The following is a 16,267-nucleotide window of genomic DNA, read 5'->3' on the forward strand; positions in this document are numbered from 1 at the left end:
GCATGCCCAGTCAACGCGATATCAAGAGGCGTAAGCTCTCGGTCGAGAGCACGAAGCAGATTACGCGCACCATGGAAATGGTCGCCACTGCCAAGATTCGCCATGCGACTGAGCGCATCGCCGCGGCTACCCCGTATTCCGAAGCCATGGTCAAGACTCTTTCCGGTGTGGCTGCTCATTCGCTTTCCGTCGAGCATCCACTCCTGGAGGAGCATCCGGAAAAGAAGAACGCGATTGCAATCGTCGTGGTTTCCGATCGCGGACTTGCCGGTGGTTTCAACAGCAACGTCTTTCGCATGGTTGACAAGTACCGTGCGGATAACACCGCTGCCGGCATCAAGACCAATGTCATAGTCTGCGGTAAGAAGGGCGCAAGCTACTTCCACTACCGCAGACTCGAACCACTCATGGTGTTTCGTGACATGTCCGCGGATCCCACGCTTCAGGAGGCACGCGAGATTTCCTCGTACGTGCGCAGCAGTTTTCTCGACCATGCGGTCGACGAGGTCGTGATTTTCTACAATCACGCCCGCAACGCCGCTGATCAGGACTTGCGCCAAGAGGTTATCCTGCCTGTCCAGGCCGATGCGCTGAAGGCAAACGAAGACGAAAACGGCGAGGCGGAAATCGCTGCCGACACGAGCTTCGAGCCTTCGTCAGAAGAAGTACTTGACCGCCTCCTCCCGGCCTATGTCGAGACGGTGGTCTATCACGCGCTTATCGATTCAGCCGCTGCCGAGCAGGGCGCTCGCCGCAAGGCGATGAAGTCCGCGACCGACAACGCGACCGAGATGATCGAGACGCTGGATCGTCTGTACAACCGCGTGCGCCAAGGTGCCATCACCACTGAGATTACCGAAATCGTCGGTGGCGCTGCCGCTTTGGAGGATTAGAGAATGACGAGTAATGATAAGGACACAACTATGAAGAACGTTGGACGCATCGTTCGCATCGTTGGTGCTGTCGTAGACTGCGAGTTTGCGGCTGATTCCATCCCTGCGATCTACAACGCGCTCACGGTGGATGCCGATACTCCAGTCGGTCACGTTTCCACCGTGCTCGAGGTCCAGATGCACCTCGAGGGCAACATGGTTCGTACGGTCGCCATGACCAGTACGGATGGCTTGCAGCGTGATACCGAGGTCGTCGATACCGGCGCACCTATCCAGATGCCCGTCGGCAACGAGACCCTCGGCCGCATTTGGAACGTCATCGGCCAGCCGGTCGATGGCAAGCCGATGCCCAAGATCGACCAGACCTATCCGATTCACCGTCCGGCTCCCTCCTTTGACGAGCTGACGACCAAGACCGAGACCTTCGAGACCGGCATCAAGGTCATCGACCTCCTCGAGCCCTACATTCGTGGTGGCAAGACCGGCCTGTTCGGTGGTGCAGGCGTCGGCAAGACGGTTCTCATCATGGAGCTCATCAACAACCTCGCCCAGGAGCACAACGGCACGTCGGTGTTCACGGGCGTCGGTGAGCGCACCCGTGAGGGTACGGACCTCTACCTCGAGATGAGCGAGTCGGGCGTTATCAACAAGACCTGCCTTGTGTACGGTCAGATGAACGAGCCTCCCGGAGCGCGTCTGCGCGTCGGTCTGGCGGGCCTGACGGTTGCCGAGTACTTCCGCGACCAGGGTCAGGACGTTCTGCTGTTCATCGACAACATCTTCCGCTTTACCCAGGCTGGTTCCGAGGTTTCCGCATTGCTCGGTCGTATGCCGTCTGCAGTCGGTTATCAGCCCACGCTGGCCACCGAGATGGGCGACCTGCAGGAGCGCATCACCTCGACCGCCACGGGCGCCATCACCTCCGTCCAGGCCGTCTACGTTCCCGCTGACGACCTGACCGACCCGGCTCCCGCCACCGCGTTCATCCACCTTGATGCGACGACGGTTCTGTCGCGCTCCATTGCCGAGCTCGGCATCTACCCCGGCCGTTGACCCGCTGGCTTCCACGAGCCGCGCCCTCGATCCTTCTGTTGTGGGCGACGAGCACTATCGTGTCGCCGTGCAGGTGCAGGAGATCCTCCAGGCCTATTCGGACCTTCAGGACATCATCGCCATCCTTGGTATGGACGAGCTTTCCGAAGACCAGAAGCTGGTCGTCGCTCGTGCCCGTAAGGTGCAGCAGTTCCTGGGCCAGCCGTTCCATGTTGCCAAGCAGTTCACTGGCATCGACGGTAAGTACGTCAAGGTCGAGGATACGGTTCGCTCGTTCAAGATGATCATTGACGGCGAGATGGACGACGTTCCCGAGCAGGCGTTCCGTAACAAGGGTGACATCGAGGAAGTCCTCGAGGCCGCCAAGGAACTCGCTTAAAGAAAGGGTGCAATCAAACCATGCTGCAATGTGAAATCGTCACTCCCGAAAGCAAACTGTATTCCGACGAAGTCAATTTCGTGGTAATACCCGCTTCCGAGGGCGAGATGGGCATCTACTCCAAGCACGAGCCCGTCGTGACTACGCTCAAGGCCGGTACCGTGCGCGTGACCGAGACAGAGGGTCAGGAGCCCGTACGCTACATTGTGGCCGGTGGATATGCACAGATTGAGGCGAATCGCGTCATCGTGCTCGCCGATCACGCGGCCGCCCTGCAAGAGCTCGATGAGACTGCCATCAAGGTCCATATTGACGACCTCAAGGAGAAGATGGCCGACCTTAAGGATGACGATCCTAATCGTGCGTTCATCGAAGACGAGGTCAAGTGGAACCAGGTTCTTCTCGAGCAAACCAAGTAGTGCCAGCGAGCAAGTTTCCACTTATGCGAGGGGCCGCCATGGGCGGCCCCTCTTGCGTTTGCGTGTGGATTTGCGATGGCTTGCTTGCGCACGCTATTGTGCAACGAAGCGCATTTTCGCGATGTCGATGTCGGTAAACGTGAGGGGGACGAGTTCTCCGACGGGCAAGCTCGGGTCACAGGCCACGGTGTGGTAGGACTCGCTCGTGCCGATTCCTGGTCGCTCGATAATCACCTGCTCATTCGTGCCTATGCGACGCTCCATGTCTGCGAGCGCAAGGCGCTGGCCAAGTTCGATGAGCTTCTGGGAGCGCATGGCCTTCACGCGGGCGTCAATCTGGTCGATGCGCGCGGCTGCTGGTGTGCCCGGACGCTTCGAGTAACGAAAGACATGCAATCGCATGAAGCCGCAGTTCTCGACAAGCTCGCATGTCTGCTCGAAGTCCTCATCGCTTTCGCCGGGAAAACCGACGATGACGTCGGTTGAGAGGGCGCACTGCGGTATTGCAGTACGTAGCTGCGTGACAAGTGATGCAAATGCATCAGCGTCATAGTGGCGGTTCATCTCGCGCAGCACCTTGGAGGAGCCTGACTGCAAGCAGAGGTGCAGGTGGCGGCAGAGACGCCCGTCGGAGCGCGCCAGCACATTGACGAGCGAAGGCGTAACGCTTTGGGGCTCGACCGAGGATATGCGGACGCGTCCTATCGTGCTTTGCGTGAGGAGCAGCGAGCTCAGACGTGCGAGGTCAGTGTCACCGTCGGCGTATGCGGCGAGGTCGATGCCAACGAGTACCAGCTCGCGCACGCCTCTGTTGGCAAGTTCTTGAGCCTGATGGAGCACCGTGGCTGCAGGTATCGAGCGCGCTGGCCCACGAGCAATGTGGACGATGCAATAGCTGCACGCATTATCGCAGCCATCCTGAATTTTGAGGTCGAAACGCGTCCTGAAACCGTAGCTGCCATGAGCTCGAAGCTCGATATGCTCGAGCTCGTCGAGACGAGAGGGCTCTGCGTTACCAAGAAGACGTGCCGCAAGGCTCGGCACCTTGCACTTGTCTGCCTCACAGCTTATGCGGGCGTCGATTCCACCATATGCATTGTCATCGATGTTGATGGCACATCCCGTCACGATGAGCGGCATGTCTCCTACGCGAAGTAACGAGCGAATTGCCTTGCGGTTCTTGGTATCCGCCTCGCCCGTGACCGTGCAGGTATTGAGAATGTTGACGTCACTTGTATCGGCGGTTTCGGCGCGCGTCCATCCAGCGCTCAATAACGCGGCGGCTATGGTCTCGGACTCGGCCTGATTGACCTTGCAGCCCAGGGTATGGATGTGAAAGCGCGGAATGGGAGCCCTCGCGTTCTTGGTATGGTGCTGATGTCTCTAGCGATGGTTGCCGAGGCCACCGAGTGTGTACATGCACAGGGCTGTGGCAACGGTACCGGCAGTCTCGGTGCGCAAGATAAGCTCGCCGAGCGAGACGATTTTGACAAAGCTTCCCAGAGCCTTGATCGCCTCGACCTCCTCGGCGGTAAGACCGCCTTCGGGACCGATGACGAGCGCGACATGGCTATCGATGTCGCAGCCTTCGAGCGCATCGGTGACAGACAATGGTGTGCCGTCAGCACGCTTGTCGGCTTCCTCCCAGGCAATGACGACGCGGTCGTAGTCCATGAGCTCGCGGCAGATATCATCGAGGCCCGTCGGGTCGTCGACGATGGGCAGGATGTTGCGCCCCGACTGCTTGGCAGCGGAAAGCGCGATGCGGCGCCAGCGATCCCCCTTGCGACCGCGCTCGTCAAGCGCGAGACGCACGACCGTGCGTGCGGAGAGGAAGGGGATGATGCGACCGATGCCGAGCTCGGTTGTCTGACGGATGGTCTGTCCCATGCGGTCGCCCTTGGAGATGCCCTGCACGAGCGTAAGGTCGGGCAATTTCTCGAGCGGCATGTTTTGGATGCAGCGACCCGTTACCTCGAACTCGTCAATCGTGACGATTTCGACCTCCCAGCACTTGCCGCCAGCGGCGACAGCGGCGATGTGCTCGCCCTCCTTGATGCGGCGTACGGTGAGGTGATGGAGCTCCTTATCGGAGAAGGGGAGGGTGACGATATCGCCTTCGGGCAATTCGCCTTCCATGAAAAAACGAGGTATGGACATGTACATCTCCCATTGGGACGCGTGCGAAAGACACTCGCTGATTAGTACCTTGGCTATCTAAACAGGTGTATTGTAGCGGTTTTCAGGTCATGCTATAGTGGCACAGTCAAAAGGCGCGGCAAGCGTCTCGACTTTCCTTTTCACAGTCAATCCCCGTTTGAAATTTCGTTCCTTGCATACCCCTGCTCAGGTTCACGAACGGTGAAGACAATCAATGTACGAAGGAGCCACAGTGAAGTTTTTCCTGGATACTGCCGACCTGTCCGAAATCGAAGAGGTTGCATCGTGGGGAGCCCTCGCCGGTGTCACCACCAACCCGAGCCTCTATGCCCGTATTGGTGGCAAGCTTGAGGACTTCGAGAACCACCTTGTCAAGATTTGCAAGCTTGTCGATGGTCCCGTGAGTGGCGAGGTCACCGCCGAGGATCGCGATGGCATGATCGAACAGGGCCGCACGCTTGCGGCGCTTGCCGATAACATGGTTGTCAAGATTCCCGTCTGCGTCGAGGGTCTTGCTGCGACGCGCGTGCTTGCCGAGGAGGGCATCGACGTTAACATGACGCTCGTGTTCACCGTGCCCCAGGCTCTGCTTGCCGCACGCGCTGGTGCACGCTACATTAGTCCCTTCGTCGGACGCTTCGATGATATTGCCGAGGATGGCCTTGGCCAGCTTGATGATATCGTGACGGCTATCCAAAACTACGATTTCGGCCATCCGGTCGAGATCATCGCCGCGTCTGTGCGCTCCGCCAATCATGTGACGCAGGCAGCTCTTATGGGCGCAGACATCGCGACCGTTCCCTACGGTGCGATGAAGCAATGTATCTATCATCCGCTCACCGAGCAGGGCCTCGAGAAGTTCAAGGCCGACTGGGAAAAGGTTAAGAACGCATGAGTGAAGAGACCGTAGTCCCCGCCGAGGCAACCGAGGAGAAGCCTGCGGCAAAGAAGACCACGCGCAAGCCCGCTACCAAGACGGCGGCTAAGGCAACGGCGTCAAAGAGCGCTACAGCCAAGAAGACGGCGGCTGCAGCCAAGAAGACAACGACGGCTGCCAAGAAGACCACGACGCGCAAGACGGCAACGCGTAAGACCGCGGCGAAGAAAGCCGAGGAAACCTCGGCAGCTCCCGTTGCCGAGGAGCAGCTCTCTCTCGTCGACGTGCCCGAGCTTCCGGTTGCAGATGAGGCTCCCGAGGCTGTACCCGAGAAGAAGCCCGTGCGTAAGCGCAGGACATCCAAAAAGGCCGAGGATGCCGAGAAGCCCGTTGAGGCCGAGGTCGAGAAGACCGAAGATACGGATAAGCCTGTTGAAGCCACAAAAGCCGAAGATACCAAGGCGGCCGATGCGGAAACCGCGAGCGAGGAGGCTGCGTCCCAGGATAAGGCTGACGCGTCTGCACAGGCGGGTTCCGAAGCCGAAGGTGGCTCCACGCCCGATGCGCCAAGCGCCGAAGGCGCTGATGACGGCGAGGCCGGTGAGCAGCGCGAGGGTAAGCGCAATAGGCGTCGCAATCGCCGTAGTCGCAACAACCACCAGCGCAAGGAGATCGTTCCGTCGGCGACGCGCGATGAGCTCGCGTTGCTCGATGACGATGCGCTCACGGCCAAGGCCATCGAGCTCGGCGTTGACGCGAGCGAGTACGGTGAGCGCGACGATCTCGTATCCGCGGTCTACGATGCGCTGCTCCAGGCCGAGGGCTTCGTCATGGTCGAGGGCATACTCGATTTGCTGCCCGATGGCTACGGCTTCATCCGCACCAACGGTTACCTGCCCGGCGAGCATGATGTCTACGTCGGCGTGAGCACCGTGCGACGCCAGGGTCTGCGCAAGGGCGACTACATCACCGGTCGCGTGCGCCCGCCGCGCGAGAACGAGAAGTACCCGGCACTCAACACGATCGTCACCCTCAATGACGAGCCGTTCGAGGGCCCCACGCATCGCGTGAAGTTCGCGAACCTCACGCCTGTCTATCCCGACGAGCGCCTCTTCATGGAACATGGCAAAGACACGCTCACCGCACGTTCCATTGACCTGGTCGCCCCCATCGGCAAGGGTCAACGTGGCCTCATCGTCTCGCCGCCCAAGGCCGGCAAGACGACCGTCCTCAAGGACATCGCGGCTGCCATCAGCGCCAACAATCCCGAGGTGCACCTCATGTGCCTGCTTGTCGACGAGCGCCCCGAGGAAGTCACCGACATGGAGCGTAGCATCAACGGCGAGGTCATTTCCTCGACCTTCGACATGCCCTGCGAGAACCACATCGCCGTGGCCGAGCTTGTGATCGAGCGTGCCAAGCGCCTTGTCGAGAACGGTCAGGATGTCGTCATTCTGCTCGACTCCATCACGCGCCTGGCGCGTGCGTACAACCTCGGCCAGCCGGCTTCCGGTCGCATTCTTTCCGGCGGCGTCGATTCCACGGCGCTGTATCCGCCCAAGAAGTTCCTTGGCGCGGCCCGCAACATCGAGGATGGCGGCTCGCTCACCATCCTGGGCACCGCTCTGGTGGATACGGGTTCGAAGATGGACGAGGTCATCTTCGAGGAGTTCAAGGGCACGGGCAACATGGAGCTCAAGCTCGACCGCGCCCTGGCAGATAAGCGCGTTTTCCCCGCCATCGACCCGGTCACGTCTGGCACGCGCAAGGAGGAGCTACTCATCGACCCGCAGGAGGCTCCCCTCATCTGGGGCGTGCGCAGCCTGCTCGCCAACATGAACAACACCGAGCGCGCGATGAAGATGCTCGTTTCGTCGCTCAAGGCGACCGAGACCAATCGCGAATTCCTCATCAAGTCGGCTCGCAAGGCATCCAAGGCGGCACAGAGTCTCTAGGCTGTTTCTTATGCATATGCGATGGTGACGCCCCGGCTCATTGTGAGCCGGGGCGTTTCTTCCTGCTCCGAGAGACTATCGTAGGCTAGAAATGGTATCCGAAGCTATCCGCCGTCAGGATGTCAAAGCTGTATCCCTGGGATTTGAAGAAATCGATGATTTGCGGCAGTGCATCGGCCGTCGTCGGTTTGAAGTCCGAATCGTGCATGAGCACGCAGCAGGAGTTGCATCCTTCTGCCTCGCGTTTGATGTTCTCCACAAGTGCCTCGACCGGGGCGGGCGGTTGAGTCGAGTCCCCGATGCTCACGTTCCAGTCGAAGTAATGCCAACCCTGGTCGGCTGCCGCTTGCTTGAAGGCGTCCGAACGACCGGCGTTGTAGCCATTGACGCTGCCACCTGGGAAGCGAATGAGTGTTGGCATGAAGCCGATCTGCTCGCTCACGGCCGAGCCGATTTTGTTAATGTCGGCGACGAAGTTATCCGCGTTCGCGTAGATGTAATCGTAATCATGCTCATCGGAATGCAATCCGACTTGGTGACCGGCATTCCAGATGTCCTTGACCGTATCGATGTGACCGGTATTGCCGAGGATGAACCACGTGGCTTTGATGCCGTAGCTGTCGAGCGTATCGAGTATCTGTTGGGTATGTCCCGAGGGCCCGTCGTCGAAAGTGAGGTAGACGACCTTTTCGGTGGGCTTGACGTCATTGGCACTGGCGCTCGTCTTGGTGCGATCCTGGGGATCAGTCGCGATTGCAGTCGCCTTATTGTCTGCAGGATCGCTGGCTGCAGATACATCGGTGCTTGTGGAGGAAGAAGTGGCGATGCTCTGCGTGGATTCGTTGGCGGGTGCGCAGGCGACGAAGCGGATGATGCACACAATCACGATGATGACGAGAATGGGGATGACGAGCAGGAAACGGTTGCGGGGTGGCCGAGCGTTGGAAGAGCCTCGTGACACCTGACGCTGCGTGTAGTTGCTTCTCTGGTACTGCTGATGATATGGCTGTCGCGTGCGAGTCGAATGCTGGGTTTGCGGCGCGCGTCGGGATTGTGTTTGGCGCCGAGGCTGCGACGAGCGATATCTTCTCTCGACCATGACCTGCTCCTTGGTCTGTTGTCTTTCGCCCAAGGGTACACCCGTTTTCCAAATACGATGCGAACAAATCGATATGTGGCGATATGGCGAAATAAGGGCTGGATATGCGGTTGCGATGCTGGTATCATACTTTAGACTGTTTCACGCCTTGGTCGGAAACTAAGGCACATCAAAGGAGCAAGAATGAAACCCGATATCCATCCCGATTACGTCGAGTGCACGGTGCGCTGCAGCTGCGGCAACACCTTCAAGACCCGCTCGACCAAACCCGAGCTCGTCGTCGATCTGTGCAACGAGTGCCACCCGTTCTTCACGGGTCAGCAGAAGTTCGTCGATACCGGCGGACGCGTCCAGCGTTTCTCCAACAAGTTCGGTTCTGCTGCAGACCAGCTCAAGGAGCGCAAGGCAGCCGAGAAGGCCGCCAAGCAGGCTGCCGCCGCCGAGAAGGCCGCCAAGGCCGCCGAGGAGCGCGCTGCCAAGCAGGCCGCCAAGGAAGAGCGTGCCAAGAAGTATGCCGAGAAGGCCGCTCGTGATGCCGAGAAGGCCGAGAAGGAAGCTGCTGCTGCCGAGGACGAGGCCAAGGAAGAGGAAGGCGTGTCCGAGGTCGCCGAGGCTGCTGCGGAGGCAGCTGAGGCCGAGCAGGCCACCGAGGAGGCTACTGCCGAGGAGAGCGCCGAGTAACCCTCGCATCCAAAGAAGCGTAAAACGCCGTCCCATTCGGGGCGGCGTTTTTCGTTCGTCTGCGCAATTACGTTCAAGAATGTTTCTCGCTATGGCAGTATGCTTGCGAGACATTGGCAATGGCAAGCGTGTTGACTGGAATGGCACGGCATGGTTCACATCAGAAAAGACGATGCGGTCAGCCCGACGCAAGCGAATCCCGCATGCGTGGTTGCGCCACTGCGCCATATCGAGGGCGAACGGAGGACCTACGAAGGCTTTCTACAGCCGTTTGCATCTCATTCCCATAGCCACTATGCCATCGGCTTTGTTCGTCGTGGCATGCGGACGCTCGAGTGCAATGGCGAGACACATGCGCTTGTGCCCGGTGATGTCGCCGTATTCAATCCCGGTGACGTGCACGGGTGCGTTCAGAGTGGGGAAGGACCCTTCGCGTACGACAGTTTCGCCTTGCCTGAACGCGCGTTTGGCTCGACAAAGCTTGCGGGGCCGGTTCTGAGAAACTGTGGCGCGCGTGATGCGTTCACGATGTTTGCGGATGCCGTGAAATGCGCCGCTGACAGACATGGGGCCGAGGATGCGCTGTTCGCCTTGCGAGATGCCCTTTCGAAGGATGGTGTGGCGGAATCGATCGCATCGGTCCCGCGGCGCAATCGTGAGGCCGCGTTAAGGACGTACGCCTACCTTCGTGGGCACATGGCAGACCCTGTCGTGGTGGGGGAGCTCGCGCAATGGGAGGGAATCTCGGAGTTTGCGCTTATCAGGGCGTATAAGAGCGAGTTTTCCATCACGCCGTCCCAGCACCTCCTCTCGATGCGGGTCGACTGCGCTCGCGATCTTCTTGTCCGCGGGGTGAGTCCTGCTGACGTGGCGGCCGCAACCGGCTTCTCCGATCAGGCCCATCTCACGCGTGCTTTCAAGCAGCGCATCGGTTCTACGCCCGCTGCCTATCGTGCGATGGTTACCGGGGGCGACGTTCAGTGAGGTACCATCTTGTCGCGTTGTTCACCATTCTCGTCTGGGGTCTCACCTTTGTCTCGACCAAGGTGCTCCTCGTCGATTTCACGCCATTGCAGATCCTGGCGATTCGCTTTGTCATCGGCACGATCGCGCTTTGTATCCTACGTCCGCACGCCATGCACCTGCACGAGCGTCGTCATGAATGGCTCTTCGTTCTTGCCGGGGCAACGGGCATCGCCGCATATTACCTGCTCGAGAACATCGCGCTCGTGTTCACGACGGCGACGGCCGTGGGCGTCATCGTGGCGGCTTCGCCGTTGTTCACGGCAATCATCGCGATGGCGCGCGGGGATCGCTCCGCCCTGAGCGTGCGCTTCGTCATCGGCTTTCTATTGGCGATGGGCGGTCTCGTGCTCGTCGGCGTGAGCACGGGTGGCGAGGACGCGATGTCGGCCTTTGGCGGCCTCTCATATCTCGGCGACCTGCTCGCTCTTCTGGCGGCCGTCGTCTGGGCCGTCTACTCGATGCTTGTCAAGCGCATCGGCGAACTTGGCTACGAGACCATCGCGTCCACCAAGCGCACCTTTCTCTGGGGTCTCGTCTTCATCATCCCGACGAGCATTTTGCTTGGTGGCGACTTGCTCGCGGTGCACGAGGCGCTTGCCTGGTATAATCTCGCGAATCTGCTTTTCCTGGGACTAATCGCCTCCGCGGCGTGCTTCGTAACCTGGAACGTGGCGGTGCGCAGGCTCGGCGCCGTGGTCTCGACGACGTACATCTACCTCGTCCCCGCTATCACGGCGACCGCCTCGATCATCCTGCTGGGCGAGCCACTCACCGTGCCCATCGTCACCGGGTTGGCGCTCACCATCGCGGGCCTGGTCCTCTCGCAGCGTGGCCAGGCCGAACGAGAGGTATAATCTCGTCGTGCTTTCGATGATACCTGCAGGGGACATTCGAGACGTATTTTTCGAAGACGAGGAACGCATGGCTCTCGAGAACAAGCTCGGCATACAAGATGATATTGAGTTGGCTCACGAGGAGGAGAAGCTCAGCAAGATGCGAGCGCTCGAGCTCTTCGAGAGCGGTATGTCCGATGAATTCGAAATCGGGACGTTTGCAGGTCTTGCGCAAGTTCACGCGCAGCTTTTCCAGGATGTCTACGACTTTGCTGGTCAGATGCGGACTGTCGACATCGCAAAAGGCGGTTTTCGCTTCGCCTCTGTGCTCTATCTCGATGATGCGCTTGCGGCGATAGATAGGATGCCGCAATCGACCTTCGACGAGATAATCGAGAAATACGTCGAGATGAACGTCGCCCATCCTTTCAGGGAAGGAAACGGTAGGAGCATGCGCATCTGGCTCGACGCGATCTTGAGACGTGAGCTCGGCGTCGTGGTGGATTGGAGTCGCGTGGGTAAGGAAGACTACCTCTCCGCGATGGAGCGCAGCCCCTTGAAGGACGTCGAGATCAAAGCGCTTCTTGCGGAGGCATTGACCGACCGCATCGATGATCGCCAGGTCTACATGAAAGGTATCGACGCGAGCTATCGCTACGAAGGCTATGGCACGTACACGACCGCCGAGCTCGGTGCATAGCGAAGGTGACGCAGGACGTAGTATTGTTCTTTCCAGGACGAGACGAGGTTTTCATCTACGGTAAGAAAATACCACCAAGACGGCTTTACATCGTTGGCTTGGAAGCGCCCTGCCATGTCAAAAGGTCTTTACATGAGTCGCTGGGCTGGGGTTTGCCGAGGCTGCCTCATTGCATAGGGTCCAGGGCGAGCAGCGCATCGCATATGTCGTTCTGGACGAGCGACCTCATGCTGTCAGCATATGCCGATGTGTCGGCGTGCCTGAGCGAGGAAACGATACGCGGCATCAAATGCGGTTTCGTTTCGGCAAGCTTCGGGAGGGATTTTATGCACTGTCGGGCGGTGATGGGCTTGACGTCGGTCACGTGATCCAGATACTCATCGATGATTCCATCGATCTTTCCCGCCTCATCCCATTTCGCATTGCAGGCAATCAAGGCCAGCCCACGAGTCCGGACATAGGAATTGGAATCGCGCATCATCTCGATGAAGCTGTCGATGTGAGCATAGACGGCTTCGTCCGAGTCGCTCGTCCCTTGCAGCGATTGCAAGGCGCGATAGGCATCGCGGTTGTTCGGGCATCGGAGCATGCATACCTGTTCTGCAATGTTCAAGCAATCAGGCAATGCTCTTCTTCCTTCTCAATAGTTTGCAGTGGGGACGAATCGTTGCAGCCCCGGCTTCTTTTCGCCTCGTCCCAATTCAGTCGCCTGTGGGCCGTTGAGAACCTGCATGTGCTTTCGACGGCGTAGTATAAAACATCGAATCATGCTTAACTCATCCTTGTTTGTCTTGGCGCTAGGTTGGAGGAATGATCATCCTGATAGGTGGAGCAAGCCATACAGGCAAGACCCTTTTAGGCGACCTTGAGGTCGACTCCCTGCTTGCCGACGATTACGATGCGGCTGCACGGTTGTTTTGCGACACGGTTCATGCGGTCAACGCTCGCGATTACGCAGCCGATCAGCTCGATGCTTGGGCGCCCTGCGACGACCAGCACCGTGCGCAAATCGTCAAGAAACTTGCGGGGCAGAAGACGGCCAGCGTCAAGGAACGCGGCATCATCGTGGGATTCGGGAGTCTGGATGACAAGGGCGACGTCGACATGCTCTTCGTGCATAAGGACAGACAGGGTCAGGGCATAGGGAGCACCATCCTAGAAGAGCTGGAGCACATGGCGGTCGAACGAGGAAAAGAACACGTTTCATTGTTCTCGTCGATAACGGCAAAGCCGTTCTTTGAGCATGTGGGATATGCGGTCGAGCGCGAGAACAGTGCGGTCAGAAACGGCGTGCCGCTTGCGAATTACCTGATGAGCAAGCGGTTGCAGGAGGGGAAGACGCCGCGAGACGTTGATGCCGGCTGGGCCTAGGTCGACGGACAGCCCCGATATCCATGCCCCAACAGTCCACAACCAACTAGTCCGCCTCCTACTAGGTTTCGAGATTCTTCTGTAAGGTAGTGTATTGCAGAGTCTTATCGACGCGCATTTTTGCCGAAAGTCTAGGATTGCGGGGCATCTCGTGCGCATTTTTGCCGAGAGTCTAGGGCTTGTCGGTGCTGCATGCGCATTTTCGACGAAAGTCTAGGATTCATGGCGAGAATTCCTAGACATGCAAGGAAAATGCGCAGAGGCTTCGACAGTGCGTGACGCGAGCCATTGCATGAACCCCTTGACTTCTCATATCTTCATTTCAACTTGCTCATCGCGTAGTCCGGACCTCCGTCGTTTCTGGTGAAGAGTTCGACGATCTCCACGTCGAGGCCCGATGCGATTTTGGAAAGCGCATCAAGGGTGGGATTTGCCTTGCCGCCCTCGATGCTGCAGATGTAGGCATAGTCCATGCCGACCATGTGGGCGAGCTTACGCAGGGAGAGGCCCTGTTCCTCTCTGAATCTGTTGATCGCGGCGCCGACCAGACGCCTGTTCTGCAGGCCCTGCGAATCCATTTCCTGAGCGTATGTGATAGCATGATGCGGGCGTTGGGCTAAGAAACAACAAACCGTATATGATTTATAGCAAAGGCAGATAAGAGCGTTTTGCACAGCGTATATCGCTCTGTAGAAGCTTTTTCGTGTATGAAAGTCGATATGACATTTCGAGACATATCACATATGGGCGCCGAGGACCTGACTTGTCAGGTTAACGAGCTTTATTGCGAGTTGGGCAAGCGCATCTTCGAGGACAAGAAGGCCGACGAGGAGCTCTATCTCCAATATTCCGATCTCTTCTTCCGGATTACGCAGGCGCTCGAGGCACGGCAATCTTCTGCTGCCGATGACTCATCAGGAAGCGCGACGCCCTAGCTTACGAGCGCCGCTGATTTGCGAATTCTGACGATTCGGTGCATGTTTACGCTCTGTTCTCATACTAGTTCGCGCTTTTGACTAGTATGGTGCAATCACTGACGATGAGGCTACGCACTTCATATCTCACGCCCTTGGAAAGGATGCTTTCATGAACGTCGAGCTGCTTTATCACACGCCCGATCCTCAGCGTGCCGTTGCGACGGCAGCGCGGCTTTGCTATGCCCCCGTGGGCGCCGCCGAGCTCATGGAGGCCCTGTCCGAGGAGCGCATCGAGAAGGTCCTGCACACCATTCTCGAGAGCGGCCACTTCTCGACACTCGAGCATGCGAGCTATACCTTTGCCATCGACGGCGTCTCGCGCGCGATGACGCATCAGCTCGTCCGTCATCGTCTCGCTTCGTACAACCAGCAGTCGCAACGCTACGTCACCTTCAAGGAGGAGCCGGAGTTCATCGTACCGCAGACCGTCATCGATGCCGGTGCCGAGGCCGAGTATGATCAGGCTGCCCGTGCCGCGTTCAAGGCGTATGCCGACCTCGTCGAGCGAGGCGTCCCCGCCGAGGACGCTCGCTATCTGCTGCCCAACGCATGCGAGACCAAGATAGTCGTGACCATGAACATCCGCGAGCTTCTTCACTTCTTCGAGCTACGCTGCTGCAATCGTGCCCAATGGGAGATTCGTGCGGTCGCTTGCCGCATGCTCGAGCTTGTACGCCCCACCGCGCCGCTCATCTTTGCCCAGGCGGGTCCCGGTTGCGTGAAGGGCGCATGTCCCGAAGGCAAGATGACCTGCGGTAATCCCTGGCAGCGAGTGGAGTTGTAGGCTTTGAGCGAATCACGCAAGGCATTTGCTGCGGATTGCGACGTCCAAACGCGGACGCATATCGGTGGGCAGGCGCTCATCGAGGGCATCATGATGCGCGGTCGCTACAATTGGGCGGTTGCCGTCCGCCAGCCAGATGGTGAGATCTACACCGAGGAACACGATCTGGCTTCCGGGCGCAAGAAGAACGCCTGGATGTACTGGCCCGTTATCCGTGGCTGCACCGCCTTCGTGGAATCCTTGGCGCTTGGTTACAAAGCGCTCGGTATCTCGAGCGAGCATGCTTACGATTGGGACGAGGAAGAGGACGAGCTCGCCGAGGACGGCGAGACGAAGAAGAAGTCCGCTGGTACGAGCGTCCTCATGACCGTCTCGATGCTCGTCGGCATCGTGCTCGGCATCGCAATCTTCATCATCCTGCCCGCAGCGCTGAGCAATCTCGTTCTCGGTGAATCGAACATGAACTCCGTTGCCTGGAACATCTTCGACGGCATCGTGCGTGTGGCCATCTTCATCGTCTACATATGGCTCATCAGCCTCATGAAGGATATCCGGCGCATGTTCAGCTACCACGGAGCCGAGCACAAGACCATCCATTGCTTCGAGCATGGCGAATCGCTTGAGCCCGGGGTCGCCATGCGTTTTCCGCGCTTGCACGTACGCTGTGGCACGGCCTTCATCATCATGGTCATGCTCATCGCCATCTTCGTCTACACGGCGCTCGGTCAGCCCATCAACGCGCTTGTCGATCTGACGGGCGTCACCGAAGGCCCGTTGCGCTTCGTCCTCATCATGCTCACGCGCATCATCCTGCTGCCGCTCATTGCTGGCGTATCCTACGAGGTGACGGTCAAGTGGGCTGGTACGCATCCAGACAACAAGCTTGTCCGCATCATTCTGTGGCCTGGCATGCAGATGCAGCGTCTGACGACGAATCCTCCTGACGAGGGTATGATTGAATGCGCTATTGCGGCGATGAACATCGTGCTGGCGCGTGAGGAGCTCGAGGCACGCAAGGCCGCGCAGCAAGATGGCGCGGGCCAATAGAGGGAAAGGGAAG

The 16,267-nt window shown here is 58.8% G+C and carries 17 protein-coding genes and 1 pseudogene; 13 read left to right on the forward strand and 5 right to left on the reverse strand.

Annotated features, from left to right (window positions below):
- The first annotated feature begins 2 nt into the window (after positions 1-2).
- From atpG to atpC, 3 genes and pseudogenes are all read left to right on the forward strand, one after another.
- Positions 3-893: an ATP synthase F1 subunit gamma gene (gene atpG / locus OIM11_04285; protein ID HJJ00351.1), complete on the forward strand. Its 891-nt coding sequence runs from the start codon at positions 3-5 to the stop codon at positions 891-893.
- Between the two features lie 3 nt (positions 894-896).
- Positions 897-2,325, forward strand: a pseudogene (atpD, locus tag OIM11_04290) (F0F1 ATP synthase subunit beta).
- A gap of 20 nt (positions 2,326-2,345) precedes the next feature.
- Positions 2,346-2,744 (forward strand): ATP synthase F1 subunit epsilon, encoded by a 399-nt coding sequence (gene atpC / locus OIM11_04295; GenBank protein ID HJJ00352.1) that lies wholly within the window; start codon positions 2,346-2,348, stop codon positions 2,742-2,744.
- Positions 2,745-2,837: 93 nt separating this feature from the next.
- On the opposite strand, the gene OIM11_04300 is transcribed toward atpC, so the two are convergent.
- Both OIM11_04300 and OIM11_04305 read right to left on the reverse strand, forming a co-directional pair.
- Positions 2,838-4,076 carry a MiaB/RimO family radical SAM methylthiotransferase gene (locus OIM11_04300; protein ID HJJ00353.1) on the reverse strand — a complete coding sequence of 413 codons (1,239 nt, stop codon included), beginning with the start codon at positions 4,074-4,076 and terminating at the stop codon, positions 2,838-2,840.
- A 51-nt stretch (positions 4,077-4,127) separates the two neighbouring features.
- Positions 4,128-4,904 carry a 16S rRNA (uracil(1498)-N(3))-methyltransferase gene (locus OIM11_04305; protein ID HJJ00354.1) on the reverse strand — a complete coding sequence of 259 codons (777 nt, stop codon included), beginning with the start codon at positions 4,902-4,904 and terminating at the stop codon, positions 4,128-4,130.
- A 232-nt stretch (positions 4,905-5,136) separates the two neighbouring features.
- Here OIM11_04305 and fsa point away from each other — a divergent pair, with 232 nt between their 5' ends.
- Positions 5,137-5,799 (forward strand): fructose-6-phosphate aldolase, encoded by a 663-nt coding sequence (fsa, locus tag OIM11_04310; GenBank protein HJJ00355.1) that lies wholly within the window; start codon positions 5,137-5,139, stop codon positions 5,797-5,799.
- Positions 5,796-7,736 (forward strand): transcription termination factor Rho, encoded by a 1,941-nt coding sequence (rho, locus tag OIM11_04315; protein ID HJJ00356.1) that lies wholly within the window; start codon positions 5,796-5,798, stop codon positions 7,734-7,736. The genes fsa and rho overlap by 4 nt, the downstream gene beginning before the upstream one ends.
- 85 nt (positions 7,737-7,821) lie before the next feature.
- Here the strand turns inward: rho and OIM11_04320 are convergent, their stop codons facing one another.
- Entirely contained in the window at positions 7,822-8,835 is a 1,014-nt protein-coding gene (locus OIM11_04320; protein ID HJJ00357.1) for a polysaccharide deacetylase, read from the reverse strand.
- A gap of 183 nt (positions 8,836-9,018) precedes the next feature.
- On the opposite strand from OIM11_04320, the gene rpmE reads away from it, so the two are divergent.
- The 4 genes from rpmE (at position 9,019) to OIM11_04340 (ending at position 12,075) form a co-directional block, all read left to right on the forward strand.
- Positions 9,019-9,516 carry a 50S ribosomal protein L31 gene (gene rpmE, locus OIM11_04325; protein HJJ00358.1) on the forward strand — a complete coding sequence of 166 codons (498 nt, stop codon included), beginning with the start codon at positions 9,019-9,021 and terminating at the stop codon, positions 9,514-9,516.
- Between the two features lie 150 nt (positions 9,517-9,666).
- Positions 9,667-10,500: an AraC family transcriptional regulator gene (locus tag OIM11_04330; GenBank protein HJJ00359.1), complete on the forward strand. Its 834-nt coding sequence runs from the start codon at positions 9,667-9,669 to the stop codon at positions 10,498-10,500.
- Entirely contained in the window at positions 10,497-11,396 is a 900-nt protein-coding gene (locus tag OIM11_04335) for a DMT family transporter (protein HJJ00360.1), read from the forward strand. Before OIM11_04330 ends, OIM11_04335 begins: the two co-directional genes overlap by 4 nt.
- A gap of 67 nt (positions 11,397-11,463) precedes the next feature.
- The gene (locus OIM11_04340) at positions 11,464-12,075 is read left to right on the forward strand and encodes a Fic family protein (GenBank protein HJJ00361.1); all 612 of its coding nucleotides are present in this window, start codon (positions 11,464-11,466) and stop codon (positions 12,073-12,075) included.
- A 166-nt stretch (positions 12,076-12,241) separates the two neighbouring features.
- On the opposite strand, the gene OIM11_04345 is transcribed toward OIM11_04340, so the two are convergent.
- On the reverse strand, positions 12,242-12,688 hold the full coding sequence (locus OIM11_04345) for a hypothetical protein (protein HJJ00362.1): 447 nt from the start codon (positions 12,686-12,688) through the stop codon (positions 12,242-12,244).
- Between the two features lie 197 nt (positions 12,689-12,885).
- Here OIM11_04345 and OIM11_04350 point away from each other — a divergent pair, with 197 nt between their 5' ends.
- Entirely contained in the window at positions 12,886-13,446 is a 561-nt protein-coding gene (locus tag OIM11_04350) for a GNAT family N-acetyltransferase (GenBank protein ID HJJ00363.1), read from the forward strand.
- Between the two features lie 317 nt (positions 13,447-13,763).
- On the opposite strand, the gene OIM11_04355 is transcribed toward OIM11_04350, so the two are convergent.
- A complete protein-coding gene (locus OIM11_04355; GenBank protein HJJ00364.1) occupies positions 13,764-14,024 on the reverse strand; it encodes a helix-turn-helix domain-containing protein in 261 nt (86 codons plus the stop codon).
- A 141-nt stretch (positions 14,025-14,165) separates the two neighbouring features.
- Here OIM11_04355 and OIM11_04360 point away from each other — a divergent pair, with 141 nt between their 5' ends.
- The 3 genes from OIM11_04360 to OIM11_04370 all read left to right on the forward strand — a co-directional run bounded on the left by OIM11_04360 (position 14,166) and on the right by OIM11_04370 (position 16,254).
- Positions 14,166-14,381, forward strand: coding sequence for a hypothetical protein (locus tag OIM11_04360; protein HJJ00365.1), 216 nt, complete (start codon positions 14,166-14,168; stop codon positions 14,379-14,381).
- A gap of 151 nt (positions 14,382-14,532) precedes the next feature.
- A complete protein-coding gene (gene thyX, locus OIM11_04365) occupies positions 14,533-15,207 on the forward strand; it encodes an FAD-dependent thymidylate synthase (protein ID HJJ00366.1) in 675 nt (224 codons plus the stop codon).
- A gap of 3 nt (positions 15,208-15,210) precedes the next feature.
- Positions 15,211-16,254, forward strand: a complete 1,044-nt coding sequence (locus OIM11_04370; GenBank protein ID HJJ00367.1) for a DUF1385 domain-containing protein — start codon at positions 15,211-15,213, stop codon at positions 16,252-16,254.
- Positions 16,255-16,267: the final 13 nt, after the last annotated feature.

The sequence above is a fragment of the Coriobacteriaceae bacterium genome, assembly GCA_025992705.1.
In the GTDB taxonomy this organism is placed as follows: Bacteria; Actinomycetota; Coriobacteriia; order Coriobacteriales; family QAMH01; genus QAMH01.